Raw genomic sequence first — 26,469 nt, 5'->3', positions numbered from 1 at the left:
CACCAGTTCTTCCTTGGACAACTGGTTATACTGAACTGTGTCTGGGGTTAGTGAGAAGCTACACATTCTTCTGATGATTCTCCAGCTCCATCCCGGACTTTGTCAAGCCCCTACCTGAATCCTTACACATTTACAGCTATTGATAATACTAGGCATTTTCCCTGTAAACCAAGATAATATTCCGTAAATTCACTGATTATAGATTGGCTTTTCTCTGGATATAAATAATAATAAGCGATATTTATCAAGCCATAGACAATCCTATCGTTGATTAGCCGTAAGCACATAGTTATTATGGCATCAACAGCTAGATTTTCGGTGCATAGATTGTTAGGACGAATTAATGTGAAGTAACCGAAATTGAGTGAGTATGAGCTATGTACGTGTTATTACTGATGACCGGAGCGGGAAGAGTTAATTTAACTGCTTCTTCAAGAGGTTTGAATGATTCAGATATTATTAATAAAGCGCTTGTCAGGGTCAGATTGCTTAAAGAACCAGCTAGGGTGGCTCTGAAATAAAAATCAGGTAAAGCTCCCGCAGTATTCCAGAGAACTTTTAAGTAAATTCACGGGAAGCTTTTTGAAATCTTGCTGATTCTTCAAGATTGTTTAAGTGGTTGTCGCGACGTCTTTATTGTCAAGAAATATCACAATTTAGAAGAAACCAAAATTGGCTTCCAAGTGTTACGAGTTTAACACGGAAGCTTTAACTCTTTGTTGCCAAGATAGGACTTACCCTATCAGGGGGTTCACCCCCCATTAATAAGTTGACTATATCACTTATCCTCTAATAAGAGTGTAAATGCAGAAGTTCTACAAAAATTCCTAGCAGGTAATTTATGCACAGGAGGAGATCATAATAATGACAATTGAAGAATTAGCCAAGGGCTATATGACAGCTCCAGCCTATGAAGCTCCTCTATCCTTAATTAGAGAGTTTCGTCAATTTGTGATTGACTTAGCAAAGGTAGAACTGCAAGGGGTCAATTTTGAGTACGTTGACTACCAACCCTACTTTAGAGGACCAGATCTATGTCTGAATGACATCAAAGCTGACTTTGAACAAGGAAATGTTAAAATCAGCGCCCAATATAATGAATCAGATCTACTAGGTAAGGACGTCAACTTAATTTACCGATGTATTCATGAAAGGCATCACGTTAAACTAGATGTGGACTTTGGCTGGGAAGGCGAGTGCGCGATTGCTGCTCACATTATGTCCTTTACAGACAACCTGTTGTTTAAGCAACTTCTCTTTAGTGAAGGGTTAGGGCAAGTGGCTGTGCGCCTGCATACAGGAGAATTTCCTGATTATCAAAAAGTAGTGCTTTTTGATGAAGAGGTTATACATTGTATGGAGAAGACAATGAAAAATGTCAGAAATATCCGATGCCAGAACCATTGATCGAACTGAAGGGAGTGAGCAAATCCTTTGGAAGCAATGTCATTTTGAATCAGTTGGATCTGAAAATTTATCAGGGTGATGCCCTAGTTATTATTGGTCCTTCTGGAACTGGCAAATCAACAATTCTTCGGATTATTGCTGGCTTACTACCTGCTGATGTTGGTGAAGTTTATGTTAAAGGGCAACGGCGCTCCGGTTTAATAGAAGATGCTCAAGACCCCATTGGCATTGGTATGGTATTTCAGCAGGCAGCTTTGTTTGACTCGCTGACGGTGGAAGAGAATGTGGGTTTCTTGCTTTACCAGCATTCTAAACTACCACATCATCGAATTAGGAAATTGGTCAATCAAAGCCTGGAGATGGTAGGGTTATCTGGTGTTGGAGACCGCTACCCAGCTGAGTTATCAGGAGGTATGCGCAAACGAGTCAGTTTTGCCCGTGCTATCATTTCTAATCCTGATCATCCCAGGGACAACCCAGAGGTGTTACTCTACGACGAACCAACCGCTGGACTTGACCCGATCGCCTCAACAGTGATTGAAGATTTAGTGCGCCAGATACAACGGGAAGAAAACGCTTGTAGTACTTACCTAATGGTTACCCATCAGGAGAGTACAATTCGCCGCACCGCTGACCGGGTTGTTTTCCTCTACAAAGGCAAAGTACAGTGGTCTGGCAGCGTTGGGGAGATAGATACCACAGATAATCCTCTAGTGCAGCAATTCTTTAGTGCCAGTACCACCGGTCCAATTCAAGTAATAGGTTGACTATAGGTCAAGAGACTGTTTTTATTTATGAATTTGGTTAGGTTCGTTGGCTGTAGGTTGAATGGCTTTAGGCATAACGGCTGTACGTTGAATGGCTCTAGGCTAAGCCGCTCTAATTACTAGTCAACGACCAGGACCTGTGTTATAGCACTACGCGCAAGTCAGAAGTTAGAAGTCAGAAGTCAAAGGTGCGCTTTCCGTTCTCCGTAGGAGACGCGGGGCGCGAACGGCGAATTAAATTCGCCACGGGTCGCACCTAAAAGTCAGCGATTACTTACGTTTCGGAGTTTAGGAATGTCCTAACAGTAGCGCGTAGTGCTATACCCATTGGGGCTGATCTGGATGCCCTGTCGATTAAACAACAAAATGATCAGGTGCGACCCGTGGCGAATTTAATAATTAGATGCGGAAAGCCCACCTATGCCTTATCGGTCAAAGCATGATGGTCGAATTTATCGTTGCGGTCATGATCGACATACTCCGATCTGCTACAACAGGAGTTTGACAAAGTTGCTGCCAACTTGCTAGACTATACGTAGTCATAACGACTACGTATAAAATTGGCTTTCCTTGATAATTGGTAGCTTTCACGACAAAAAATCACAACTTAAGGTGCGACGCGAAGGTGCGACCCAAGGGCGCGAGCAATCCCTCGCGCCCTTGGAGGCGCGCACCTATAGCGAATTTAATTCTTAATGGGAAAGCGCACCTAACCTACTGAAACACTCAGCACTCAGCTTGGTTGACGGTTGACAGTCAACCAGACTAAGCACTCAGCAATCAGTACTCAGTACTAAGCACTCAGCAATCAGCACTATAGTTAAACAGAGGTTAGTGAGATGGTGAACATTGTTGGAATTAGTGGTAGTTTACGTCCTGAATCCTATAGCTATCAGGCTCTAGAGCATGCTATAGACCGAGTGAAAGCTAATGGTGTATCCACTGAAATCCTCGACTTGCGTCAGATGCAATTACCATTTTGCACTGGTGATAGTGACTATCCAGACTATCCAGATGTCACCCGATTACAGGAAACCGTGAAGCAAGCCGATGGCTTAATTCTGGCAACACCGGAATATCACGGTGGTGTGAGTGGTGTACTTAAAAATGCCCTAGATTTGATGAGTTTTGAACATCTCGAAGGGAAAGTTACCGGTTTGATTAGTGTATTGGGGGGTCAGTCTAATAGTAACGCTCTCAATGACCTACGGATAATTATGCGCTGGGTACATAGTTGGGTGATTCCAGAGCAGATTGCCATTGGTCAGGCTTGGAAAGCCTTTGGTGAAGATGGCAAGCTTTTGGATAAAAAACTCTCCGAGCGCTTCGATAAATTTGCTGAAAGTTTGGTAGCAAATACTCAGAAGTTAAGGTAAGCGCAAATCGGGTTAGGGACTTGGGTGTAAAAAAAATACCAATTAAAGTAGGGTGGGCAAAGTATAGCAATTTCGGGCTTTGCCCGACGCGGGGCGCGTTCGCGCCCCGCGTGGCCTACGGCCAAACGCGAACGGAGCAGCCAGTAGCGCTGCATCGCTTTGTCCCTCAAATTTGGAAATTTGGAAACACCATTACACCCATTGCCATAAAAACATTTATATAAAAAAAACTGGCTGTGTTGTGAAGGGTGTTACCCCTCACAGCACAACCAAGCTGATCATCAATTACGGCACAGGATGGCTGATTTGTGCGATCTGTTAGGTATATATTTATTAAAAAGGAATTTAGCATGGCTGTGTTGCCAGTTTGGCAGTAAATTAGATTTCCACTGCAATTACTCGAACACAAGCATCTACAAGTGTACCTAATTAGGAGTTATCTTAGGTACTGAGTCACCTGATAAGCAAATTAAATTATCCTTCTGAGTGTTGATGATTCCCCGTTGGCGAAGCTTTCCTATCAACCGAGTGACAGTCACGCGGGTGGAGCCAATGGCACTACCGATTTGTGCATGAGTTAAGGGAAATGGTAAGCAGTAACCTTGTTCACACGGTTCCCCGAACTCTTCAACCAATAATATGAGAAATCCCAAGAGCCGATCAATGGTTCGTCGCTGTCCTAAGGTACTCAGCCAGAGGAGTTTGCGTTGATGCTGAAGCCTAAATGCATCTAAGATCTCCCGTCGGAAGTGTGGCCAGTTGTCTAAGTCATCCCAGTACATCCATACCACAGCAGTTTGCTCAACGTGGGAGTAAGCCTGAAGTGTGAAGGGTGAAAGGGCAACAATTTCAAAGGGCTGACCGGCACCAATGAATCCTAAAAACGCTTCTTCCATATTCTGATGGGAGCATTGAGCTCCAGAAAAATTGGGGCTAGCGCTGACTTGAGAAGTACCCACCAAACGGATTGCCCCCCGCTCTACCAAATACAACAACCCAGGACGGGTAGGAATCCGCTCATCTTTGCTAAACGTCCTATAACGGTAGTGTTCCTGTCCCCAATCTAAGATCCTTTGCCAAGTTACAAAGGGTCGGGATGCCTCTAATGGGTCGGATGGTGAATACATAAGCTCCGAGCCTGATGGATACACAAGTTTATCTAGATCTTACATGGAGTCCAAAGTAACAAAAAATACCTTGAGAAGTAGCTCATGGCGCGTAAATTTGTCAGGTAATTCTGCTGCTCTGAGTACCCGATTACAACAACAGATATCGAGAGCAATAGTATATTCTGGTATTCCCCAGTTGATATTGGAAACGATTCCTTTAGAAAGGTGCTCAGATAATACTGGTGTAGCATATCGCTCAGCGATCGCTCTCAAGCTTTCTCGCGCCATGCAGCAAAGTCCTCTCGCCATTGCTCATCAGTTAACTGTATCTTTGCCAACCATAACTCAAGATGCTGGGAAACAAAACTTGATCGAATTCGAGGTTGAAGTAGCTCCCCCAGGCTGGATTAATTTTTGGCTGACAGATCAGGGGTTAGCAACTTGGTTACAAGATTGGATTCAACCTTCAACAGACACCCTGATTAGCTTTCGCCCTCAACAAGGTCAAAAGAATCTCTTGCCCTACTTAGAACTTACCACTCAGCACTCAGCACTCTTCTCACAAGATACTTCCAAGATCTTTAGAGTTCAGTATGCCCATGCTCGTTGCTGCTCACTCCTGGGCTTGGCTCATCGCCAGGGCTTAATCCAGATTCAGAGTATGGACTTGAAAACCTCTAAGGGACTCATAGTTGTGCCATATCCAATTCCCTGGTTAAAAGACGACTTAGGAAAAGGAACAAAGCAGCCGCTTATACAGTTGGTCCATCCAGCAGAAAGACTTTTGATTGGTCAAATCATGGACTTGACAGACTACTTTAGTGGAACTGAATCAAAGCATTGGCTAAAATTGGCAAGTTCTGTGAGCAATGCTTTTGAGCAGTTCTACCGTAGCTGTCGCATTTGGGGGGAGGTGAAACACCAGACCCCTAGGCTGGCTCAAGCAAGGTTAGGATTAGTGGGAGTAACTCAAGTAGTCTTGCGATCGCTTCTAGAAGACCAACTAGGTGTCCTTGCACCAGGTGAACTTTGACCGAAAAAAAAAATTTTGCCAAAGGGGTTGACAAATCCAGAAAGTTTTCGGTATATTTACGGATGTGTGAGGAGCGAACCAGTCAGGGAACCGAGACGAAACACGGCCAGTCGTCGGTTCCCTTTCTGATTTAATTGCCGGATTTAATTTTCTGATTTAATTGGCCGAGGCAGATACCGCCAGTAGCAAAGCTGGCTTGATGCCCAAAGGCGGGCTCTTTGACAAAAAAAATGGGTCTCAAGCCCCGTCCTTCGTTCGACGGCTTTTAATAAAATTACTAGAATAGAAGAGTGGCCTAACACAGACAGGATTCGTCGGTACTGTCATAACCTCACGACGTAAAGCGATGTTAGCACCTGAGGCGCGAAAAACCTCATTAAAAACGTATGGATCCTAACAAATACCGCAAACCAGTAAAGTAAACCTTAAAAGATAAAAAGTACCGTGGGGCACACGGAAACTGAGGAAACTCAACGCTTAGGGAGATAAGCCCACTGGGGTTAGTTAAATTAGGCTAGGTATTTGGTTCTTAAACGGATATTTGGCTTAAGTATTGCCTTTGACGGATAGCTAATTTTAAGGCATGTCGAGGAACTAAGAATCCCCGTCCATAAGCGGGCGGAGAGTGTCAACTAAGCCAATAATTGACCATTACCAATAGCCAGGGCTGGGATTGATGAGGCTGGGATTGGTGATAAGCCCAAAATTACCAGATAGGCAAGTATAGGAGTATTTCAGTTAAAGAAAATTAAGGTTGGCAAAATTTCCACAACGATCAGGGTAGGGTGGTGTTGGTAGCCTCATGTCATTGCCTTGACGGGTAACTAGGGCTTATTTTGTGTGTTGTTGCTTGTTTTTGTTTGTAATAGCTCCTTTGTCATCAGCCGGAAGTCCCTTGGCAGAAGAAATCACAAATGACCAATCACTAAGACCAATCACTAAGACCAATGACTAAAATCACGAATAGCTAAAGAACTGTTACAGTTCTTGACAAAGTAGCCAGACAGGTATGAAGTCGATGATAGCATTCCCTTGAATGCCTTATTTATAGACACGAGAAAAAAACTATGGCAGAAGAACTGACGGGACAAACTCCCATATTTGGTGGTAGCACTGGCGGATTGCTGACCAAAGCTGAAGTTGAAGAAAAATACGCTATCACCTGGACAAGCTCAAAAGAGCAAGTGTTTGAAATGCCTACTGGTGGGGCTGCCATCATGAATGAAGGGGAAAACTTGCTCTACTTAGCTCGTAAGGAACAGTGTCTGGCATTGGGAACCCAACTGCGGACGAAATTTAAGCCCAAAATCGAAGACTATAAAATTTACCGGGTTTATCCCAATGGTGAAATCCAGTTTCTGCATCCTGCAGATGGGGTATTCCCAGAGAAAGTCAACGAAGGGCGTCCCTATGCAGGGAAAATAGACCGCAATATTGGCAGCAACCCAGAACCTGCAACTATCAAGTTCAGTGGGAAGGCAGCTTACGAGGTTTAATTAATCAGTGATAAGGTAAAGGGGAAAAAGTTGAACGTTGTGACCAACAGTTTCAGCTGTTTGCCGAATTTTCAACCTTGAGCTGAGAAAGACCATGATTTTCCCAGATTTTTCCCAATTTTCAACCGTAGCTCAACAAGGTAATTTTGTACCGGTAACCCAGGAGTGGGTGGCGGATTTAGAAACGCCAGTTTCTGCCTGGTATAAGGTCTGTGCTGGTCAACCCTACAGCTTCTTGTTGGAATCGGTAGAAGGTGGTGAAAATCTGGGACGTTACAGTTTACTTGGTTGTGACCCCCTGTGGGTATTGGAAACTAGGGGAAATCGCACGACTCAGACCAACCGGGATGGGTCAGTAACAGTATTTGAGGGAGACCCCTTTGAAACCTTAGGGAATTGTCTGAAATCCTATCAACCTGTAAATTTACCCCAATTGCCGCCAGGAATTGGGGGTTTGTTCGGTTTCTGGGGTTATGAGTTAATTCGTTTTTGTGAATCCCGTGTGCCAATTTATCCTCTACAGTCCAATGACTTGCCCGATGGATTGTGGATGCAAGTGGACAACCTGATTATTTTTGATCAGGTCAAGCGTAAGATTTGGGTGATCGCTTATGCTGATTTACGACAGGCCCAAGGAGATTTAGAGGCAGCCTATCAAAAAGCATGCGATCGCGTTCGTACTCTGGTCAACAAACTGCAAGGGCAGCTCTTAGGTAAGGACACAGTACTCCCATGGACACCTCCAAATAGTGGTACTCAAGAACTGTCTTATATAAGCAATACAGACAAGTCCCAGTTTTGCGCTAATGTCGAAAAAGCGAAAGACTATATCCGAGCTGGGGATATCTTTCAGGTCGTATTATCCCAGCGCCTCTCGACAGAATACAAAGGTGACCCTTTTGCCCTTTACCGTTCCCTAAGGCTGATTAATCCCTCCCCCTACATGGCTTATTTTAATTTTGGGGACTGGCAAATCATTGGATCTAGCCCAGAGGTAATGGTTAAGGCAACAGCTTCCCCAGAGGAAAAAATCCAGGCAACGTTACGACCAATTGCTGGAACTCGACGTCGGGGTCAAACTCCTCAAGAAGACGAAGCTCTAGCTCAGGAGTTACTCGAAGATCCAAAGGAAATTGCCGAACACATTATGTTGGTTGACCTGGGTCGGAATGACCTGGGTCGTGTGTGCAAGAGTGGTACAGTCAGAGTGGATCAACTGATGCTCATTGAGCGCTACTCCCACGTCATGCACATTGTTAGCAATGTAGTAGGGGAGCTGGATGCTAGTAAAACAGCTTGGGATTTACTGAAAGCTTGTTTCCCTGCGGGGACAGTGAGTGGAGCCCCCAAAATTCGGGCAATGGAAATCATTCAGGAACTGGAACCAGAACGTCGCGGGCCTTACTCGGGTGTCTATGGCTGGTACGATTTTGAAGGTCAGCTCAATAGTGCGATCGCAATCCGGACTATGGTAGTTCGCCCATGTGGTTCTGGTAAACATACCGTGTCAGTGCAAGCTGGTGCTGGCTTGGTAGCAGATTCTGACCCAGAAAAAGAATATCAAGAAACCCTCAATAAAGCTAGAGGCTTACTAGAGGCTATCCGCTGTTTAGACTTTGAGCAGTAAGCTATCAGCTAGGCGCGCCCCTGCAGGGAACGGGACGATAGCTTACTGCTAAAATCGCCCCTAACCGCTAACCGCTAACTATTCCTTCACAGGGTTAACTAGAATCATGCTAGCTTCTTGCCGTCGGATAGCTACTTCTGTGGTGGAACCAACTCGAATGTGCAACGGTCCCCCAAACCAGGCTGAGCGCAACACTTGTACCTGTCGATTAGGAATAATGCCAATTGCTTCTAGTCGATTGGCGAGACCTTCGACTTGCAAACCTATCTGAACTTTCTCGATAATGGCAAGCTTTCCAGGTTTTAATTCGGCTAAAGTCATTTAATTAATTAATAATTGGTTTGAGAAAATTCCGATACTTTTTAGCTACCAAAGTCTACCAAAGGCAGACCTTAGCTCGCCAATGCAAGGTGATTTCTCACCCAGGGTGTATCTACCAAAGCATGGCCGTAGGCCACGCTGCGCGAACGAAGAAATATTCCACGAGCGCCATTTAGATCTCGTTCGCGAAGCGTGACCTTTGGTCAATCCATCTTTTGGCCATCAATTCCTGACTTGATGATTTTACTCGCGCCGATCTTGACTAATTCACCCCTCCAGCTAACAGTTTTGCTGGTATAGGCTTCACAAACATCAACAACAGTTTTACCCGTTTCAAATGCTTTATGCTTGAGGAACTCTTTGAACCTGTAGTGAGCAAAGGAGAGCATATTGCGAACGGTCTTTGATCGAATCTTCCGATCTTGTCGTTTTGACATTTGAGATGTCTCAAAGGTTGGAAGTAAGATTACATCAAAGTTGTCTACCAGAAACCTAGCGGCTTTGTGATGCAACTCGTTGATTAAATTCTGTATTCTAATAACTATCGGTCTAGCCGCTTTTCTCATTCGACGTTTCTGCTTACCTTTTGCCTTACTGATTTTTGAGATCAGATTATCCAAGTGGTGGCATAAACGCTGAATTCTGGAAAAGTCACCATGGCCGATCTTGCCTACATAATTTTCACGCTCATAATGTCAAAAAAGTCCTGACACCGGTATCAAGAGCAACTACCTTACCTTGGTTCTCGGTTTTATTTCTAGTTACTTTGTGGGGAACTACCAGGTAATAGTCCCCATTGGTGCTAGTTAATCGACAGTCACAGATCTGATCCGGTAGTGTTTCAGCAAAGGTTAATTTACCTAATTTAGTGTGATAAATACCTTTGACTGAAACAGCCGACTTTGGAATGTAGCAAGACTGAAAAGGGTTCTTCCTAGAACGAAAACGAACTCGATTAATTTGCCCACTTTTATTGTACTTTTTTTTAGCTTCCTTTACCGCAGTGCAAGCATCCTTAATCCCTATAGATTTAATTTGATAAGGGACTTCCTTACACCATTCAGGGAGGCTATTTAAGATGTCAGTTTTGATGGCTTTCCAGTTAGCTTTAACCTCGCCATCCTTAAGTATTTCGACGGTTCTGTTAAACACATAACGGGACACTCCAAACCACTGGCGAATAGTTGCACGTTGATCAGCGTTTAGGAATAGTCGGATCTTCTTTGATTTTTGAACCGTACTTTCATTGTCCGTGGACTCTACAAGAGAAGACGTGAATGATGGACAGAAGATTGACCTTTGGTCATGGTTCGCGAGCGGCGGTAAGTTCTCATTCTAGACAACTTTTAGTGTCGTTGAGAACCACGAGTTTTCCACCGTTGAGACTGACCGGAGATGAAACCTTAGAGTAGTGCAGCCTTACTACAAAACCTTTACCCTATGCTGCATAATTTACCAACTATAAAGGCTGCACTACTCTTACGGTAACTTCTAACCAAGTATTCAAAGAGTTCAAACCCAAACCGGGTAAGTCTGTCTCTACAGGCAACAATAATTGTGAGCTTATCGCCCCGCATAAGTCGTTCCAGTATGGTTTTAAGCCCTTTGCGTTTGTAGTTGAGACCTGACTCGATGTCTTGGATGATTTCCGCTTCTGGGTACAGGGAATGCAGATCAGCGACCTGTCGATCAAGGTGATCCCACTGTTTTCTGCTGCTGAGGAGGCAGTAACAGATAGTAGCAGTTTGAGCCATGGGTACTTTTCCGAGGCTGAGTAAGCTTTCCGTGTCAAAGAGCCGGTAGCCGCTTGGGATTCGTTCACATTTGATCGTGCCATTGTCGGCATATTTCCGAAGAGTATTTTTGGAAAGTCCCGTCAGTTCGACCGCCTTACGGAGTGGTATTAGTGCCATCACTATAGTCTACCGAACCTTAGTAGATTTTGGTAGACTATATGACACTTTTAGTAACTGTCCACTAACCTTACTCTCTTGCTTAGCTATCGGCTTTCGCCGACCCTGCGCGATCAGAAACTCTTGTCTCCAGTCAGAGTTAAGAGGACCATACTCCACTAGCAATCTTTTGCAGTGGCGCTAGATGAGGTGTCAGGCATAGGAAATAGGCAAAAACTGCCCCGCCACAAGCACCAAGGAAGAAACCACTGGCAAATTCACTCCAGCCTTCTTTAGTTCCTAAGTCTTCTGGTGGATTGGGTGTGGTCAATGTTGCCTTAGGTTTGCCGGAGCCAGCCGCTCCATAAATAGATAAAGCAACTGTCAGAAGAGCCACTAAGCCAACTGTTGCCAGTAAACCAGCTGTGCTGGCATACTCTGTCCCACGCAACGGACCTAGTAAGGCAAACGGTCCATACAGAAAGTAGCCATGAGCCATACCAACTTCTAGACCCCGGCGATTGGCTGATAGCCCTTGACGGTAGGCTGGCAAGTTGTTGATGAAAGCTTTTGTGAAAGCAGAGGAATTAATTGGGGTGGCTAGATTACCCACTTGGGGATCTCCACCATGGTTAATTACATCCATCGTCATTGTAAATTTATCTCCTATCAAATCGGATAAACCCCTTGAGTAATCATACTTTAGGGGGGAGAAAAGGAACTGAAAGAATCAGCGCGAGTAATCGTCGCTGAGAAGCGCATCCTCTCGTAACGAATTATACGAGATATTGTTCTTTTTATTAACCTTTTTAGTCAATGGCAAAAATTTTAGCTTTAGTTCTTTACCGTAATATAACCTTTGTAAAACCATTGTAATCACCTAAAACCAAGGGTTTTGATGACTAACCCCCTTTCAGTCTCTTTGGTTTTTGTAACAAAAAGTAATTAATTTTTGTAAAGAATTTCGGTCAACTTTTGTTAAAAATCTTAATAATTATCCGACTGGCATAAACTTTCCAGTAATCTGAGCCATTGAAGAAACTGGGTCGTTGGTATAAGGGCAGGTTGGGATAACCCCTCCCATGCTACGAGGTGAAACGGGAAGTTAACCCAAATTGAATGGAGTTGTGTGCTTTTGTCTAGGTCAACGACAGGTGTTGATGTCAATAGAGGGATGGCAGACTGATTAGAATTGACTCTATCAAAGACTCAGCAAGGGCAGAAGCAATCATCAGGTTTTTGCCACAGGTTGTATGGGAAATTCCGAGGTAGATCTTGGTATTTCATAGTCCTGAAGCGTGATAGGATTAACTTGTCGAAAAAATCGATAGTAATCTACCCCTCTAGTAAGCGGGTATCTGCCGTGTTCCAGTCATCTGGATAACAGTGCTGGCTCTTTAAATATAGAGCAAAGCCCTGGCTCGGCAGTGTAAGACCGAGACTTACTTAGGTAGGTAGAGGCTTGCTTGAGATCAAACCGGCAACCAACACCATTCTTAATTGGGTTGGTGTGGTAAAAGGTTAGTAAACAGCTAGAGAAAATGTCGCAGAGTCTACCAAAAACTCTGATTATTTGTTAGACTTAAATTAGGGTAACACCGACAGGGATTATTATGTAACTTAAATTAAAGCCGAAAACCAAGGGTTTAATAGTTGCGCTCTCTATCCCGGTGGAACGAACTTTTTTGACATTTTTATGGCGCTCGCGGGATATTCCGTCAGAGCGGAGATACCCCCTAGATGCGAAAGCATCTTGCATTGGCGGGCCTTGGTCTATCTTGGTAGACTTTGGTAGCTAAAAAGTATCGGTTCAACTTGTTACTGTATTAATAGGCAAATAGGAAAATAAGATATGACAGGCGCATACGCAGCTTCTTTCTTACCAACGATGCTAGTCCCCTTCATAGGCTTAGTTATGCCTACTGTAGTTTTGGGACTTTTGTTTATCCACATTGAAAGCGACGCTGACTAAACAAGCTAGAAGTCCTGCAGGATACCAGCCCCCTTTTTTCAAGGGAGTATCGGTGAGAGTGGGACTCAATCATGGGGGTTGACTCCCGAGAAAGGGTGATCAATCCCCACATCCCTAGGGTTTTGGGCTATGCTTTTCGATTAGAGCACTCGTTAAGGCTTAGAGGGCTTTACAGTCTTCTGAGCAGGTTTGGGCTTAGGAGTTCGCCGATAACTCTTAAACTGACTAATCCCAGCACTGGCGGATTTAACCACATTACTATCTGGATCCCTTAATGCCCTTTCAAGCAAGGGTATAACTTTTTCAGATTTAATATTACTCAGGGCTTCAACAGCAGACTGTCGCACGGATGGTTGGGGATCTTGAATCAATTTGCCGATCAGCGGTATGGCCTGTTGAATTTCGGCTCTGAGTCCAAGACCCGCAGCAATTTTACCCAAGGCTGATGCAATTGAGCCCCGAATAAGGCTTTCAGGATGATTGATGTACTTACTTAACTGGGGAATATCCCTGGCTTGAGCATAATTTCCCAAAGCAGTTATGGTTTCATCCAAGTCCTGATCACTTTGGCTGGACTGATCAGTAATACTTGGGGTTTCTGTCAGCATTGTTTGCTCTGGCTGACTCGGCTCAGGCAACATTTCGTCCTTGACCACTGGTTGAGGCTCGTCTTGATTTGTTTCTGCCTCTTGTAATAATTCGACTAATTCATTACCAGTTTGCGCTGAAGTTTCCTCTGTTTCATCTAGGTTATTAACCTCGTCTGGTATTGGGGATTTATGAGCTTGTTCTAATTCAGCAATTTTTTGATGGGCTAACTCTAAATCAGCCTGATATTTCGCTTCCAAAGATTGCAGCTCTTGGCGAAAATTAGACTCAAGTTCTTCCTTTAACTGATGGGTAGCTTGTGTCAATTGTTCTTGATATTTTGCTTCCGAGGATTGGACAGTTTCCAGAAGACTAGCATCAAGTTGTTGCTTCAGCTCATTAGTGGTTTGGGTTAACTGAGCCTGATAATTTTCCTGTAAAGATTCGGCAGGAGCAGCAGCAGATTGCAGCTCTTGGCGAAAATTAGACTCAAGTTCTTCCTTTAACTGATGGGTAGCTTGTGTCAATTGTTCTTGATATCTTGCTTCCGAGGATTGGACAGTTTCCAGAAGACTAGCATCAAGTTGTTGCTTCAGCTCATTAGTGGTTTCGGTTAACTGAGCCTGATAATTTTCCTGTAAAGATTGGGCAGGAGGAGCAGGGCTAGACTCTAACTGCTGTTTGACTTCGGCAATTTTATGATTTAACTGCTCTCGATAACTTTCTTGCAGAGCTTGAGAACTTTGTTGTACCCTAGTCTCATACTTATTTTGAAAAACTTCTAATTTTCTGTCGGTTTGTTCGGATAGAAAATCCAGTTTATTTTGCAGTACAAAAAATACGATTGCCCCAACAACGGCTGCTGCAAGTATAGCTACAATAAGAATAATAATTGGGTTCATGAGGGCTCCTCTTGGGGTTGATATTTAGTTGATTTTATCTGAAAGTGTGCCTGAAGACAGGGTTGTTGGGCAATAGCTTAAGGCGTCTGAAATCTTAAAAATTTGTAGAAATGGCCTGAACAGGGCAAGTGGGGATACACTGCTCACAGACAATGCAACGCGATCGCTTAAACTTCAGTCTGAATGTCTCTGGCTCAAGAATCAGGGCTTGAGTGGGACAAACCCCAGTACATAAGCCACAATCGACACAACTATCCTCATCAATCAAAATCTCGCGACTTAGCAGGGAAACATCAATGTTTTGCGTCCGCATCCACTCAATCGCAGCATCCAACTCATCAATGTCGCCAGATAACTCTAGCACAAGTTTGCCGATTTGATTGGGAGCAACTTGGGCCCGGATAATATTGGCAGCCACATTAAAATCCTTTGCCAGTCGGTAAGCCACCGGCATCTGAATCGCCCGTCGGGGAAAGGTCAGGGTTACCCGTTTTTTCATTGTGATTTGTCAAACTTTATCAGTAGGCCAGTAAAAATAAACGTAACATTTGCACTTGTTTACAGTTCACTGTCAACAGTCAGCCGTCAACCGTCAACAAAAAACGTTTGAATCTAATCTACTTCTAAGTTACTCAGAAGTTACGCCCCAAACCCTACTATTGCTGGATTTATAACGAGAAACCGGGTTTTAAGGCTGTTGGTGCCTAAGTCTTGTTGTTGTAAAATGTAAACAATTATAAAGTTGTACCAAGAAAGTTGTAGCAAGATGGCTATTAATTCACCAGACTCAACTACACCATCATCCTCCCCTTCAGTACCCACTAGTGGCAGCCGGATCAGAAACTTTTTAATTGCCCTAGTAGCGATCGCACTGGGTATTGCCCTATTCTTGGGATTAAAAACTGAGACTAGTCTCGGTTCCTTGGAAGCCCAAGCCGAAGCATCTACCCCTCTAGAGGTTGCACTGAGCAATGGCAAGCCAACCTTGATGGAGTTTTATGCAAACTGGTGTACCAGCTGTCAAGCCATGGCAAAGGATTTGGGTGAAGTGAAACAGCAGTATAAAACCAAAGTCAATTTTGTCATGCTGAATGTGGATAACAGCAAGTGGTTACCAGAACTGGTCAAGTATCGAGTAGATGGTATTCCTCATTTTGTGTTTTTTGATGAAGCCAGCACAGTGATCGCCCAAACTATTGGAGAACAACCCCGTCAAGTACTCGAAGCTAACTTAGATGCAATAGTAACCCATGTGCCATTACCCTATAGCCAAGCTAGTGGTACGGTTTCGGATATTGACGATTCCCTATCAATTACAATAACGAATCAAGATGATCCTCGTAGCCATGGTAGTCAGGTAAAAGGCACAAGGTAAAAGGCACAAGGTAAAAGGCAACAAGCTTGCATAGAATTTCTTAAGATTTTTGCAGCTTTATTTCCCCTTTTGGCCTTTGGCTTTAGCCCTTGAAGCTGATTTTCCGCTACAGTAAAGATTAGCTGCTGACTAATAATCTGCCCCAGAATAATCTGCCCCAGTTGCTAGAGGGTTGCTGATTGATTTGCGAAAATGTCTAGAAAATCCCTGTCAAGCTACCCACAGCCTTTACCCTCAGCCACCAAACCCCTTGAGCTAGGTAAACGAAAGTCGATCAGACCGAGGGGAACTTTTAGACGACGCCTAAAATACATATATTGGCGCTTAGTTCGTATGCAAGGAAAACCAGAAGCGATCGCACGAGGTTTAGCATGTGGTGTGTTTGCTGGGTTCTTTCCGCTGTTTGGTCTCCAGTTAATTATAGGGATTTTGCTGGCGGTACTATTGCGAGGTAACAAAATAGCTGCTACTGCTGGAACTTGGATTAGTAATCCCTTGACTTATGTACCGATTTTTGCATTCAACTTTCACGTCGGTGAATGGCTACTGAACCAGGATGAATTGGCTAATGTGAGTTTCCAATCTTGGCAGGAATTTACAGAATTGGGGTCAGAAATTATCCTAACCTTATTCGTTGGTTGTTTCGCAGTTGGATTGGTCTGTGCTGTGGTTAGTTATTGGTTGAGTGTGCAGCTGATCCATCGATTGCGGACAAATCGTTCCTTGCAGCATCAGAAAAAGCGATGTTCTCGAAGAGCCGCTACGGGAACGCACCGCATTGAGCACTATAGTTGTGAATCCTCAGTGCTGAGTACTGAGTCCAAGAGTGCTAAGTACTGAGTGCTAAGTAAGACTTCATACTTCACACTTTATCCTTCACACTTCATATTTCATCCTTGATAACAGCCACGGCAATCAAATCCTCAATTTTTTTAATAGTGGTATCCCCTGCTAAGTAACCAATACCTCTATGAAGGTGAAGGCGAAACTGATTCGCTAGGGTTTCTTGTTCCAAACTTAAGCCATCGTTATGGCAGCGTTGTTTGAGAGCAATCAGGAGCATATCAGCCATATCTCCTGCCATAACGCTCCAAGTGAGTTCGACGTTACTATCGGCAGGTATGGGAACCGGAGAGGGCATTGTCGGTTCGGCGAGGGAACGGCAGATTGCCCAGCGACAAAGAACATGCCACTGAGGGATTTTGGTTTGACGTTTGAGTTTAATCAGTTGGTCTTTGGCAGTTTGGGAAAGTGTGATCTGGTTTATTGGCGGTTGCATGAATAAATTAATGCTTAATTGCTTCAACTATTGATTCAAATATTGCTTCACCCTTTTTGGGAAAAGGTTAAAGGTGAAAGGTAGAAGGGAATTTACTTACCTTAAGTGATCGTCTTATCTGACGTTGATCTTTATTGAATCTTTACATTAATCTTCACCTAGTTAATTATACATTTAATCAAGCTCTATGGGTTTTCACCTAAAATTTTTTCAGTAGAATAAAAATTTTGCTGTTTACTACTACTCAACTAAAAAAGTGATCAATGTCTAATGCTGGCGCTGTAATTCTTGTCATGGGAATTAGTAGCGGCTAAAAGCTTTGCGCTCCTACAACGCCAGCTTGGGCGATGACTTGTAACATTCTCGAAACTGTTTCGCGTGCTTTTGATCATGAAAACAATCTTCGGTACACCGGGTGACGACATAATTTCAGCTAGCGGTGGTAACACTACTATTTTCGCTAGCACTGGCAAGGACGATCTTACCGTTTTCCAAGGGGGGAATAATACCATCTTCGCCAATGAAGGCAATCAGGGTGATCGGGTTAGCCTAGGTATGGGCAGCAATAATACTGTCTACACAGGCGTTGGCGATGATGTGATTACAGTCTTTGAAAGTAATGAGAATTTAATCTTTGCAGGGGAGGGGAATAACCAAATCAGCCTGGTTAAAAGTGACAACAATCAGATTTTTGTTGGTGCTGGGGATGACACAATTTTTACGGAAAGGGGGGATAATGAAATCTTTGCTGGTGAGGGGGATAACGTTATCACTACTCTCTTTGGTGACAATATCATCTACATGGGCACTGGGGATGACACAATTACTACTAAATTTGGTGATAATGTTATCTTCGCAGGAGAGGGAGATAACCTGATCGATGCTCAATCCGGTAACAATACGATCTACGCTGGCAGTGGTAATGACCAAATTACGACTGGCTTCGGTGATGATTTAATTTTTGCCGGAGTTGGCAATAATTTTATTAGTGCTGGCATCGGGAATGATACTGTTTTCGCTGGCAGTGGTATTGACGAGTTTTTGCTGTTAGAGGGTGAGGGAGCAGTTACTATTCATGGCTTCCAATCAGGTCAAGATGTCTTCCAAAATAATGAACTCAGTTTTACTGTTTCCGGAAATAATACCTTGGTATTTGCCCAAAGTGGTGATATTTTGGCAACCTTAATGGATGTACAACTATAGCCATCTGAATATCAAGATTCAGCTATCAGTACTCAGCAGTCACTAGAACTTTTTAGGGCAACTTGGCGTCTTTGATAGCAAATACCGATGGGATTTACCTCCATGTACATTCGTAAAACTGTCTTCGCCATTGCCCTATTGATTAGCCCGTTATTGATTACTGCTGGCTGCTATAATAATACAAAAGAGTTAGTTGAAGAACCACAGTTACTGTCAAAACCTCTTACCATCCAGCTAGTCCCAAATACAGACCAACCAATTACTGCTGGGGAAACTGTCCAATTCGCTTTTAAAGCTGTTGGCGAGCCTGTCAATATCTTAGAGCCGATTCCGTTGAGAATGACTGTCTACCTACCAGATGGTAGCCAAAAACAACTCATGGTCGATGTGCAAAGTCCAGTTGTCTATTACCCTTGTGATCCCATACCAGGGGAAGACGATTCTTGTAACTATCCGAGGGTGGGTTTGGATCCTACTGCGGATCCTAGTCAGCCCTATCAACCAGGTCCTAGCATCACCTTGGAGCAAGAAGGAGAATACAGGATTACGTTAGACCCTGTCCCAGAAGCACTCCAAGACAAATTGCATGCAAAGTCAACAACATTTATGGTCATGCCGTGACCTGTTCTGAGTAGAAGTAACCCGATTCCACGGTTGTCCAATGTTTGGCTGGGTCATAATTTAGCAAATACTGTTGTGCGATCGCATCAGCGTCTCGTAATTGTTTAGCTTCGACCTTACCAATTTCGGTATCTGTAGACAGCAGAATCACCTGATGGGAGGCGGCGGGGAAGTAACGTTCCACTAGGTTGCTGCGATGGGACGAATCCAATCGTCCGAGGGGGGTATCAATGGCTACGGGTAGATTACGTCCAGAAACACGGGCGAGTCCCCACAATAATGCGATCGCTAATAATTGCTTTTCCCCAGCCGATAGACGATGTTTCGGTACAAGTTTTCCTTGTAGGTCGTACAGGGATAGGCTGAAGCTGTTGGTGTCGATGGCAACTCGATGGACTAGGTCAGATTTATGGAGGAGATAGAGGAAGCATTCGGTTACCTCATGTTCTAATTTATTCAGTTTTCTGAGAGTTAACTGTTCCCGGAAAACCTTAAGGCTCTGTTGGACTTTAGCAGATGCTGTAAGCATATGCTGATCATTTTTGCGGTCAATGGTTTCTTCACCATACCTGGCTAAGTCTTTTTTGGTTTGTGCGATCGCATATCCTAATTTATCGCAGCGGCGTTTGGCGATTTCGTAAGCTGCTTGAGCTTGAGCCAATTCCGTTTGTGCCTGTTTTAGTGCATCTTCGAGTTCTTGATAGGATTCCGGAGGAGCAGCTGTTGCTAGTTGTCTTTTAGTGGCATTAATATCTGCTTCCAGATTTTGGCGCTTAACTAATTGCTCTTCAGCTAATTGCTTTTGAGTTGGTTGGTAGTAAGTCAAGAGATTAGTTAGGGAATGAAACATTTCTTCCTCAGCTCCTAACCAAGCGTCTTTACCCTCCCCAGCCTCTTGCTCTATTTGTTGATTTTCTTTTTCCAAGAACGCTTTAATTTTATCAAATTTTTTAGCAGGCAACTTCAGAGCAGTCAATAAATCTATCAGACGTTGATCACGGTGTTGTAAAATATCTCTAGCTAGTTTTGCCTGTGATGCTAGCGATTCTTTTTCTGCTTGAGCTTGGGCTTGGGTAAGTAGGGGTTCAATTAACGATAGAGGCAAAATACCAGCTGCTAATTCCCTCATCTGTTCACGAATTTGTTCAGCTTTAGTATTGTAGTTATGGAGTTGACTCTCTAGTTGGTTCCGTTGGGCTGCAATTTTGCCACCATCACAGACAAATTTATCAAACGCTTGTTGCTGTTTTTCTCTGGTTTGTTCTAGCTGCTCTTGAGTAATCGCTAACTCTTGTTTAGCTAGTTCATAGTCTGATTGTTGAGAGGAGAGCTTTTTTTCGATATCTTCTAAATTAGACAGTTGCTGTTGATTCGCCATAGATTTACGTTTGCGCGTCACTAAAATATCAAGGTCAATGGCTAAGCGGTCAGCAAGTTCTAGACCAAGTAATGATCGAATCGCTTCCACAACAACCGGGGGTGGTGCTTCCACTTCTGCTAGTTCTTTAACCTGTTCCCCATCAAAAAGAAATAGGTTTGATATTCCTAAGGGCAAGAGATTTTCAATGTACTCGTCCCAAGTATTGGTTAGGGCAGAATCCAGCCAGTCTCCCTCTAAAATGCCTAAGTTATCCTTACCATCTTTCGGTTTTTTTGTCCAAGTGCGTACAATCCGATACTCCATGGGCTGGTCGTTCTCGATATGTTCAAAAACTAATTCCACTCGGGTGTTGTCAATAGGTAAGGCATTGCGATTGACTGACTGAGTTAGAAAGTCGCTATAACTCAAATTGCCACGGGTGGAACATTGAGCGCGGTGTCCATATAAAGCCAGACGAATCGCATCCATCATAGTGGTTTTGCCACCACCATTCATACCACCGACTAGAATAATAGGTCGAGAGTTATCATCCCTTTTTGGACAGAGATTGATTACCTGACGCCCGAGATAGGGTCCAAAGTTTTCTAGGACAAGTTCAAGGAAAATCACCAGTTTCTCAAGTACGAAGTTGATTACAAAGTTTATACATAGATCGAGAACCACAAAATAATAACTGTTTATTGGCCTTTATAGCATTTTTTCAATAGGTGAGGTACCTTTGGAATTATAGAGATTAGGTAATAGGGAACATAGAAAAAATCCTGTGTACCTCATAACTATGAGAAACGCTATATTTGCTGTTAATCGTCGAAAGTGAAACCGTTCAGAGTTAACGTTCGATAATTAACCCTAAAATGATGAACCGGGCAGCTTTATAAATTCCTCCTCTTCTGGAGTATTAATCCGACCAAGGATTTTATTACGATGGGGAAAGCGACCAAAACGTTCAATCACTTCTAGATGACGATAGGCATAATTAATTGTACTGGCACTATCGGGATCATCCTTAAGAGTCGAGAATAATTCAACACAGTAGCGCTGATGTTCGAGATTTTCGCTATGCTCAAAGGGTAAGTAGATAAACCACCGCTGAACTGGTAAGAGTTCTTTGTCAAAGCCTCGATCAACAGCATACTGGGCAGTAGACAAGGCTTTGGAGTCAGTGGCAAAAGCTTGGGGTTGACCCCGAAACATATTACGAGGAAACTGATCGAATAGGATAATTAGCGCTAGGCAGCTATAGGGTGATGTTTGCCAGTTATCTAACTCCCCAGCCACCGCTTGTTGATAGATGTCGAGGAAACGCGATCGCATTTCTTGGTCAAAGTCTGGATTCTTAGTAAACCAGACTTTGCGGGATTTACCATAATCTGCGTCATCCGGCTTACCAAACCAAAAATTTAATATCTGATTAGATCTATCCAAAGCCTTGATCATAAGTTACTCTAGTTTGAATGATTACGAATTCTGGACTGGAAATTTTAAGTTTGCCCAAGCCAGCTGTTTGACAGTGTCAACATCCCCTTCATCAGCAGCTGTTTTTAAATCTCGTTTCAAGTGAGCATTAGCGATCGCATCTTCTTTAGACCGAGAACTAGTGTCAAAGCACCGCTCCAAAGCCTCATAGATCCCAATACGACGAGACCTAGTCACATACTGGCGTTCTGTGTCTAGCAGTTTTGCCATTAGTTCGAGATGCATAGCATCATTGTCACAGATTTCTTCTAAGACCTGCCACTCATCACCACCAAGCAAACGATTTTCAGCGCCAGGACGGATGTCTTTGAAGGGTTCGCCAGTAACTTCTTCATAGATGCGGGGCAAACTATCATCAAATTCGTGTTTTTCTTCTAGCCAGATGCGACGAATCTCACTAAGTTCCTCTTTACTAATCAACGTGATGTCCCCCATATTTTCTGGACAATTCTGACGAACGTCAGTTTCAACAGTAAGCAATCTCCTCAGCCAATACTCCCGTGCTTCTTTGGTATAAGGACCAGGAATCGGCTCAACAGATATTTGTCCATCTAAATTCCGTTCATACAGTTGGACATTACCATTGCTACGTCTAAAATCTCGTCGCTCACGGTTTTCTCCAGGCTCCAACTCCTTGCGCAAATCCAGTAGAGGTTCCAGCCATTCCTTTTCTTCGTCATTATCAATCATTGCTGTCAGGGATTTATCCTGACTCACCAGTGTACAAACCCAGCAACCAAAACGAGAGCTACCACAACTAGGAGTAGAGGTATCCACAACTAATGGACATTCGTTATCAGCACTAGCCCCTCGATACATAGCAAATAAGTCTTTATTGCTGTATTCCCAGGGGTTTTGCCATTGCATGAGATAGAGCCAAACCTCATCATTTTGCCAATCTTCAATGGGGCTATAAACCAAGGAGTTTGGTAAATTCATATTAGGAGTTAGACGAGCACGTACTCGTTTAGCTTCCATTTTTTTCATCCGTCTTGCCCGTTGTTGGCTTTCAGCTTTGCGAGTGCCTAAAACAACAATAGCCTCTCCACTAGATCGGATAACATTCCGAATAAAACGGTTAGAGGGTTTAATTTTCAAACGTTCAGTACACCAGCGAAATTTACCCCGTGGAGCTGGGTAACCTTTACCAATTAAACTTACCCAGTAGGTTTCTTTAACCTCCGGTTGTAAGAGATGGGGTTCAAAGGGCAATCCTTGAGCTTCAGCTGCCAACTTAATCTGTTTTAGGGAATTGCGAACCCAAGCTGAAACAATGGGATTCTCTACTAACGTGTCTGTAGTGATGACATAGATAGTCTTAGTTCGCTGTTCTGGTGGCAGAGCTGCGATCGCATTCCATACCAGCTGTAGAGTTGCGGTGCTATCCTTGCCACCACTATACCCTATCACCCAGGGAATTGCGTCTAAGCAGTATAACTGTTGAATTTCAGTGGTCAGAGCAGTAATCTCTTCCACTAGCTCAGCCACAGTGCGATTTTTTGGCTTATTTTCTGAGAGTTTGACCTGATTCATCTGACTTCACCGCAGTAGGGAAACCCCCTCTAGGCAAGAGCGGGGTGCTGACTCTCTGCTAAGACAAGGCTTGGCAGATTGGTCCTTTTTTCGAGCTTATCCCAAGTTTTGAATAAAATTTCTTGACAGTGGATCTAACGTTTTTCTTCCTAAAATGGTATGATTAATAGTTTTACTCTATCGAAGCCCGAGTATAGGGAAATAAGCTAATTTGATCCTTAAAAACTTGTGCTAGTCTTAAAAATATTTATCGTAAGCATATGCGCTACGCGCACGCTACGCGAACAGCCATCAGCGGTCAGCCGTCAGCTAAAGGCTCATGCTACGGGAACAGCTTATAGCAATTCTCTATGCCATGAGGTACAAAGGGATCCCCCTAAATCCCCCTTATCAAGGGGGACTTTGAGGTTGAAAAGCGTACCTCATAAATCCTAGAAACGCTATATTTTATTCAAAAGCACCGATTGCGCTACGGGCACGCTGTGCGAACAGTAGCGTGGCACAGGCTTCGACGCTGGGAGGTAGCGCATTAGCTGAATGCTGATAGCTGAATGCTGATAGCTAAATGCTGATAGCTGAATGCTGATAGCTGAATGCTGATAGCTAAATGCTGATAGCTGAATGCTGATAGCTGAATGCTGATAGCTGAATGCTTACTATTTATCGATAGCTTCTACAACGCAGCATTATGGGTTTAAAACTATGGTGATCAAAAGTGCAAATCATCCCAATGACCTGGCCAAGCAAATTCTTGAACAAGAAAACCAAGATCGACAGGCGCTGGCGTTATTGCTCGATAGGCATCTGGCTAGAAACGATCAAATCTTGGTGCAGAAAACTCACATGGGCACTACAGAGGCATTTATTGGCTCAGTCACTCTGGAATGGTTAGCGATTCGGGTTCGCTACGCTTCCCAACTGCCGCTATTTCAGCAAAAGTTTGATCAACAAACGAACAATATCGTCAGAGATGCCGATACTATAGAAGCGCTTCAGCAGCGTCCTCTTGATTGGTCACGTCAAGCTGCTCTGGCTCAATATCTAGCAGCCCGCAAAACTCACAAGTTTCCCCCAGTCCTGGTAGTGCTTAGCTCTGGCTGGGTAGATAATGCCCAGGCTGCTCACTGGGATAAGAATCAACGCGCTCTCCAGTCGGCAGCTGAGTTCACCAGTTTAGATAAAGATGGCACAGTCGGACTGCTTGATGTTTCAGACCATGTTTCAATTTTTGCCTTAGACGGTCAGCATCGACTGATGGGAATCCAGGCTCTGATGGAATTGATTAAAATCGGTACGCTCCAGAAATATAGCAAAGGCAAAAAGCCAATCGGCTCCCTGATTACAGTTGATGACTTGATGGAGGAGTATCACATCTCGCCAGGTTATCTGCAAAGTCTAGCCACAGAAAAAATTGGTATTGAGTTCATTCCTGCTGTGGTTCAGGGAGAAACTCGTGAAGAAGCACGGCGACGCATCCGCTCGATCTTTGCTCACGTTAACCTGATGGCAGTAAGGTTGAGCAAAGGACAACTAGCGTTGCTCAATGAAGACGATGGCTTCTCAATCGTTGCTAGAAAAATTGCCATGAGTCATCCTCTGCTGAGGGAGATGGAAAATCGTAATCCTCGGGTTAATTGGGATAGTGCTACGGTTTCAGCTAAGTCAACAGTCTTGACTACTTTACAAGCTCTCAAACATATATCTGAGCTGTATTTGGGCTACCAATTCCCTCACTGGAAACCTTGTGAGAAAGGTCTAATTCCCATGCGTCCTGAAGATGAAGAGCTAGAGATGGGAACTAAGACATTGACAGAGCTTTTCGACTATCTAGCTAGTTTACCCAGCTATCAAAAGCTCGAACATGGAAAAGAAACACCTCAACTGCGTCGGTTTAACCATGAAAGGGGTGGAGGAGAAGGAAACATGCTATTTCGTCCAGTAGGACAAATCGCCCTAGTTCAAGCTTTGGGTATTCTAGTATTTAACCAGGATTTCTCTCTCAAAACCATCTTCGAGAAACTTCAAAAATACGATGGTTCGGGTGGCTTTAGTCAGATAGATCACCCACAATCCCCTTGGTACGGCATTTTGTATGAGCCAAATCGAAAGCGAGTACTAGTTTCTGGACGAGAGTTAGCCTGCAAAGTGATGTTATATCTTTTGGGTGGTGTTACAGAGCGTATGGAACGTGCTCAACTGCGCATCGCTGTGGCTAATGCCAGGAGTGTTAGCAAGGATCAAGCGATCAGCTTTGAGGGCAAATTTGTGAAACCGAAGGAGGTAGGATTACCACCTCAGTTGTAACGGAATTAGTGACACCGCGTCCAAAGCCCCTAGATTCATCTAGGGGCTTTGGACCCTGGGCAATTTATTCTCCTAACCCCTTGACGGTCAGCGGTCAGCCGTGGCACAGGCTTCGACCCTGGGACTTAATATAGCACTACGCATTCAGATGTTTGACATTACTAAACTCCGAAACTTAGTCATAGCTTACTTCTGACTTCTGACTTCTTACTTGAGACTTGCGCGTAGCGCTATATCATCTCCGGATAATTAGTTATAAAAAACCTTCTCCCTTGAAAACTTACTCCTTTACTTCTGCCTTCTGCCTTCTGCCTTCTTCTAGTCATTTATAGCCCACATTATCAAGATTTTGTCAAGGACATTTTAACAAAAATTTAGATGGGATTACCAGGCTAGCGATCGCAGACGTAAACTGACATAGTAACCGTCATTTATCGACCAGATTATCAAGATTTTGTCAAGGACATTTTAACGAAAATTTAGAGAGGATTACCCAGGGAATTTATTCCCCTAAACCCTTGACATTTGATCAGATAATAGCTAGTCTAAAAATGCTGCCTCAACAGATCGATGACAGTAGCACTGGAGTTTAAAGCCACAGGAAAATCAGAGCAGTACACAGCAATTGATCAAGCCATTAAAAGGGGGCAATTTATCCGTAATCAGGGGTGATATCATTTGGGTGTGGCTCTTTTGGAAAGACGTTTGGTCAGGTTTAGAGAGGTATCGGAAGAGTAGGAGGAGCAGTAATAGAGCAACGAGCTTGAATTAGTCGTTTCATCAAAGGAAGGCCATCTTTGTACAAAG

At 43.7% G+C, this 26,469-nt stretch carries 26 protein-coding genes; 14 read left to right on the top strand and 12 right to left on the bottom strand.

Annotation, left to right across the window (positions count from 1 at the left end):
* Window positions 1-864: 864 nt before the first annotated feature.
* The 3 genes from F6K64_RS35180 (at window position 865) to F6K64_RS35170 (ending at window position 3,550) form a co-directional block, all read left to right on the top strand.
* Window positions 865-1,407, top strand: a complete 543-nt coding sequence (locus tag F6K64_RS35180; protein WP_008189401.1) for a hypothetical protein — start codon at window positions 865-867, stop codon at window positions 1,405-1,407.
* The gene (locus F6K64_RS35175) at window positions 1,392-2,174 is read left to right on the top strand and encodes an ABC transporter ATP-binding protein (RefSeq protein WP_008189402.1); all 783 of its coding nucleotides are present in this window, start codon (window positions 1,392-1,394) and stop codon (window positions 2,172-2,174) included. Before F6K64_RS35180 ends, F6K64_RS35175 begins: the two co-directional genes overlap by 16 nt.
* 839 nt (window positions 2,175-3,013) lie before the next feature.
* Window positions 3,014-3,550 (top strand): NADPH-dependent FMN reductase, encoded by a 537-nt coding sequence (locus F6K64_RS35170; protein ID WP_008189403.1) that lies wholly within the window; start codon window positions 3,014-3,016, stop codon window positions 3,548-3,550.
* 425 nt (window positions 3,551-3,975) lie between these two features.
* On the opposite strand, the gene F6K64_RS35165 is transcribed toward F6K64_RS35170, so the two are convergent.
* On the bottom strand, window positions 3,976-4,677 hold the full coding sequence (locus tag F6K64_RS35165; protein WP_008189404.1) for a Crp/Fnr family transcriptional regulator: 702 nt from the start codon (window positions 4,675-4,677) through the stop codon (window positions 3,976-3,978).
* A gap of 70 nt (window positions 4,678-4,747) precedes the next feature.
* On the opposite strand from F6K64_RS35165, the gene F6K64_RS35160 reads away from it, so the two are divergent.
* From F6K64_RS35160 to trpE, 3 genes are all read left to right on the top strand, one after another.
* The gene (locus F6K64_RS35160; RefSeq protein WP_161603198.1) at window positions 4,748-5,692 is read left to right on the top strand and encodes a DALR anticodon-binding domain-containing protein; all 945 of its coding nucleotides are present in this window, start codon (window positions 4,748-4,750) and stop codon (window positions 5,690-5,692) included.
* Window positions 5,693-6,759: 1,067 nt separating this feature from the next.
* Window positions 6,760-7,188 (top strand): photosystem I reaction center subunit II PsaD, encoded by a 429-nt coding sequence (locus F6K64_RS35155; RefSeq protein WP_008189408.1) that lies wholly within the window; start codon window positions 6,760-6,762, stop codon window positions 7,186-7,188.
* A gap of 94 nt (window positions 7,189-7,282) precedes the next feature.
* Window positions 7,283-8,815 (top strand): anthranilate synthase component I, encoded by a 1,533-nt coding sequence (gene trpE / locus F6K64_RS35150; RefSeq protein WP_008189413.1) that lies wholly within the window; start codon window positions 7,283-7,285, stop codon window positions 8,813-8,815.
* Window positions 8,816-8,893: 78 nt separating this feature from the next.
* Here trpE and F6K64_RS35145 read toward each other — a convergent pair whose 3' ends face one another.
* From F6K64_RS35145 to F6K64_RS35135, 3 genes are all read right to left on the bottom strand, one after another.
* Complete coding sequence (locus tag F6K64_RS35145) at window positions 8,894-9,136, bottom strand: FeoA family protein (protein ID WP_008189415.1); 243 nt, start codon at window positions 9,134-9,136, stop codon at window positions 8,894-8,896.
* 203 nt (window positions 9,137-9,339) lie between these two features.
* Entirely contained in the window at window positions 9,340-9,702 is a 363-nt protein-coding gene (locus tag F6K64_RS35140) for a zinc ribbon domain-containing protein (protein WP_229414748.1), read from the bottom strand.
* A 121-nt stretch (window positions 9,703-9,823) separates the two neighbouring features.
* Window positions 9,824-10,288, bottom strand: coding sequence for a hypothetical protein (locus F6K64_RS35135; protein WP_008189419.1), 465 nt, complete (start codon window positions 10,286-10,288; stop codon window positions 9,824-9,826).
* Window positions 10,289-10,413: 125 nt separating this feature from the next.
* Between F6K64_RS35135 and F6K64_RS35130 the strand changes: the two genes are divergently transcribed.
* On the top strand, window positions 10,414-10,548 hold the full coding sequence (locus tag F6K64_RS35130; protein WP_267872107.1) for a hypothetical protein: 135 nt from the start codon (window positions 10,414-10,416) through the stop codon (window positions 10,546-10,548).
* 21 nt (window positions 10,549-10,569) lie between these two features.
* On the opposite strand, the gene F6K64_RS35125 is transcribed toward F6K64_RS35130, so the two are convergent.
* Complete coding sequence (locus F6K64_RS35125; RefSeq protein WP_008189421.1) at window positions 10,570-11,049, bottom strand: recombinase family protein; 480 nt, start codon at window positions 11,047-11,049, stop codon at window positions 10,570-10,572.
* Window positions 11,050-11,188: 139 nt separating this feature from the next.
* Window positions 11,189-11,680, bottom strand: a complete 492-nt coding sequence (locus F6K64_RS35120; protein ID WP_044495154.1) for a photosystem I reaction center protein subunit XI — start codon at window positions 11,678-11,680, stop codon at window positions 11,189-11,191.
* Window positions 11,681-12,880: 1,200 nt separating this feature from the next.
* Here F6K64_RS35120 and F6K64_RS35115 point away from each other — a divergent pair.
* On the top strand, window positions 12,881-13,000 hold the full coding sequence (locus F6K64_RS35115) for a photosystem I reaction center subunit VIII (protein WP_071986957.1): 120 nt from the start codon (window positions 12,881-12,883) through the stop codon (window positions 12,998-13,000).
* A gap of 152 nt (window positions 13,001-13,152) precedes the next feature.
* Here F6K64_RS35115 and F6K64_RS35110 read toward each other — a convergent pair whose 3' ends face one another.
* Both F6K64_RS35110 and F6K64_RS35105 read right to left on the bottom strand, forming a co-directional pair.
* Window positions 13,153-14,490 (bottom strand): HEAT repeat domain-containing protein, encoded by a 1,338-nt coding sequence (locus tag F6K64_RS35110; RefSeq protein ID WP_008189425.1) that lies wholly within the window; start codon window positions 14,488-14,490, stop codon window positions 13,153-13,155.
* A 94-nt stretch (window positions 14,491-14,584) separates the two neighbouring features.
* Window positions 14,585-14,989 carry an NIL domain-containing protein gene (locus F6K64_RS35105; protein ID WP_008189427.1) on the bottom strand — a complete coding sequence of 135 codons (405 nt, stop codon included), beginning with the start codon at window positions 14,987-14,989 and terminating at the stop codon, window positions 14,585-14,587.
* Between the two features lie 267 nt (window positions 14,990-15,256).
* Between F6K64_RS35105 and F6K64_RS35100 the strand changes: the two genes are divergently transcribed.
* Entirely contained in the window at window positions 15,257-15,865 is a 609-nt protein-coding gene (locus F6K64_RS35100; RefSeq protein WP_008189429.1) for a thioredoxin family protein, read from the top strand.
* Between the two features lie 192 nt (window positions 15,866-16,057).
* A complete protein-coding gene (locus tag F6K64_RS35095; RefSeq protein ID WP_081431929.1) occupies window positions 16,058-16,705 on the top strand; it encodes a DUF2062 domain-containing protein in 648 nt (215 codons plus the stop codon).
* 43 nt (window positions 16,706-16,748) lie between these two features.
* On the opposite strand, the gene dndE is transcribed toward F6K64_RS35095, so the two are convergent.
* Window positions 16,749-17,144: a DNA sulfur modification protein DndE gene (gene dndE / locus F6K64_RS35090; protein ID WP_008189434.1), complete on the bottom strand. Its 396-nt coding sequence runs from the start codon at window positions 17,142-17,144 to the stop codon at window positions 16,749-16,751.
* A gap of 390 nt (window positions 17,145-17,534) precedes the next feature.
* Here dndE and F6K64_RS35085 point away from each other — a divergent pair, with 390 nt between their 5' ends.
* On the top strand, window positions 17,535-18,347 hold the full coding sequence (locus F6K64_RS35085; RefSeq protein WP_008189435.1) for a calcium-binding protein: 813 nt from the start codon (window positions 17,535-17,537) through the stop codon (window positions 18,345-18,347).
* Between the two features lie 102 nt (window positions 18,348-18,449).
* Window positions 18,450-18,968 carry a hypothetical protein gene (locus F6K64_RS35080; RefSeq protein WP_287250468.1) on the top strand — a complete coding sequence of 173 codons (519 nt, stop codon included), beginning with the start codon at window positions 18,450-18,452 and terminating at the stop codon, window positions 18,966-18,968.
* Here F6K64_RS35080 and dndD read toward each other — a convergent pair.
* From dndD to dndC, 3 genes are all read right to left on the bottom strand, one after another.
* Window positions 18,958-20,958 (bottom strand): DNA sulfur modification protein DndD, encoded by a 2,001-nt coding sequence (dndD, locus tag F6K64_RS35075; protein WP_287267819.1) that lies wholly within the window; start codon window positions 20,956-20,958, stop codon window positions 18,958-18,960. The two genes, F6K64_RS35080 and dndD, sit on opposite strands and share 11 nt — an antisense overlap.
* A gap of 240 nt (window positions 20,959-21,198) precedes the next feature.
* Window positions 21,199-21,786 carry a DUF924 family protein gene (locus F6K64_RS35070; protein WP_008189439.1) on the bottom strand — a complete coding sequence of 196 codons (588 nt, stop codon included), beginning with the start codon at window positions 21,784-21,786 and terminating at the stop codon, window positions 21,199-21,201.
* 21 nt (window positions 21,787-21,807) lie between these two features.
* Window positions 21,808-23,358 carry a DNA phosphorothioation system sulfurtransferase DndC gene (gene dndC / locus F6K64_RS35065; RefSeq protein ID WP_287267817.1) on the bottom strand — a complete coding sequence of 517 codons (1,551 nt, stop codon included), beginning with the start codon at window positions 23,356-23,358 and terminating at the stop codon, window positions 21,808-21,810.
* A gap of 228 nt (window positions 23,359-23,586) precedes the next feature.
* Here dndC and F6K64_RS35060 point away from each other — a divergent pair, with 228 nt between their 5' ends.
* Both F6K64_RS35060 and F6K64_RS35055 read left to right on the top strand, forming a co-directional pair.
* Window positions 23,587-23,793: a hypothetical protein gene (locus F6K64_RS35060; protein WP_287254733.1), complete on the top strand. Its 207-nt coding sequence runs from the start codon at window positions 23,587-23,589 to the stop codon at window positions 23,791-23,793.
* Window positions 23,794-24,060: 267 nt separating this feature from the next.
* Window positions 24,061-25,662, top strand: coding sequence for a DGQHR domain-containing protein (locus F6K64_RS35055; RefSeq protein WP_008189444.1), 1,602 nt, complete (start codon window positions 24,061-24,063; stop codon window positions 25,660-25,662).
* Window positions 25,663-26,469 lie beyond the last annotated feature (807 nt).

Source organism: Moorena sp. SIO3A2 (assembly GCF_010672265.1).
Lineage (GTDB): Bacteria > Cyanobacteriota > Cyanobacteriia > Cyanobacteriales > Coleofasciculaceae > Moorena > Moorena producens.
Note: the sequence above shows the minus strand (reverse complement) of the source record. Positions and strands in the feature narration are given on the sequence as shown.

Coding starts and splice junctions, on each gene's coding strand:
- F6K64_RS35180 (WP_008189401.1), top strand. CDS start 865: ATGACAATTGAAGAATTAGCCAAGGGCTATATGACAGCTCCAGCCTAT.
- F6K64_RS35175 (WP_008189402.1), top strand. CDS start 1,392: ATGCCAGAACCATTGATCGAACTGAAGGGAGTGAGCAAATCCTTTGGA.
- F6K64_RS35170 (WP_008189403.1), top strand. CDS start 3,014: ATGGTGAACATTGTTGGAATTAGTGGTAGTTTACGTCCTGAATCCTAT.
- F6K64_RS35165 (WP_008189404.1), bottom strand. CDS start 4,677: ATGTATTCACCATCCGACCCATTAGAGGCATCCCGACCCTTTGTAACT.
- F6K64_RS35155 (WP_008189408.1), top strand. CDS start 6,760: ATGGCAGAAGAACTGACGGGACAAACTCCCATATTTGGTGGTAGCACT.
- trpE (WP_008189413.1), top strand. CDS start 7,283: ATGATTTTCCCAGATTTTTCCCAATTTTCAACCGTAGCTCAACAAGGT.
- F6K64_RS35145 (WP_008189415.1), bottom strand. CDS start 9,136: ATGACTTTAGCCGAATTAAAACCTGGAAAGCTTGCCATTATCGAGAAA.
- F6K64_RS35140 (WP_229414748.1), bottom strand. CDS start 9,702: ATGAGAAAAGCGGCTAGACCGATAGTTATTAGAATACAGAATTTAATC.
- F6K64_RS35130 (WP_267872107.1), top strand. CDS start 10,414: ATGATGGACAGAAGATTGACCTTTGGTCATGGTTCGCGAGCGGCGGTA.
- F6K64_RS35125 (WP_008189421.1), bottom strand. CDS start 11,049: ATGGCACTAATACCACTCCGTAAGGCGGTCGAACTGACGGGACTTTCC.
- F6K64_RS35120 (WP_044495154.1), bottom strand. CDS start 11,680: ATGACGATGGATGTAATTAACCATGGTGGAGATCCCCAAGTGGGTAAT.
- F6K64_RS35115 (WP_071986957.1), top strand. CDS start 12,881: ATGACAGGCGCATACGCAGCTTCTTTCTTACCAACGATGCTAGTCCCC.
- F6K64_RS35110 (WP_008189425.1), bottom strand. CDS start 14,490: ATGAACCCAATTATTATTCTTATTGTAGCTATACTTGCAGCAGCCGTT.
- F6K64_RS35105 (WP_008189427.1), bottom strand. CDS start 14,989: ATGAAAAAACGGGTAACCCTGACCTTTCCCCGACGGGCGATTCAGATG.
- F6K64_RS35100 (WP_008189429.1), top strand. CDS start 15,257: ATGGCTATTAATTCACCAGACTCAACTACACCATCATCCTCCCCTTCA.
- F6K64_RS35095 (WP_081431929.1), top strand. CDS start 16,058: ATGTCTAGAAAATCCCTGTCAAGCTACCCACAGCCTTTACCCTCAGCC.
- dndE (WP_008189434.1), bottom strand. CDS start 17,144: ATGCAACCGCCAATAAACCAGATCACACTTTCCCAAACTGCCAAAGAC.
- F6K64_RS35085 (WP_008189435.1), top strand. CDS start 17,535: ATGAAAACAATCTTCGGTACACCGGGTGACGACATAATTTCAGCTAGC.
- F6K64_RS35080 (WP_287250468.1), top strand. CDS start 18,450: ATGTACATTCGTAAAACTGTCTTCGCCATTGCCCTATTGATTAGCCCG.
- F6K64_RS35070 (WP_008189439.1), bottom strand. CDS start 21,786: ATGATCAAGGCTTTGGATAGATCTAATCAGATATTAAATTTTTGGTTT.
- dndC (WP_287267817.1), bottom strand. CDS start 23,358: ATGAATCAGGTCAAACTCTCAGAAAATAAGCCAAAAAATCGCACTGTG.
- F6K64_RS35055 (WP_008189444.1), top strand. CDS start 24,061: ATGGTGATCAAAAGTGCAAATCATCCCAATGACCTGGCCAAGCAAATT.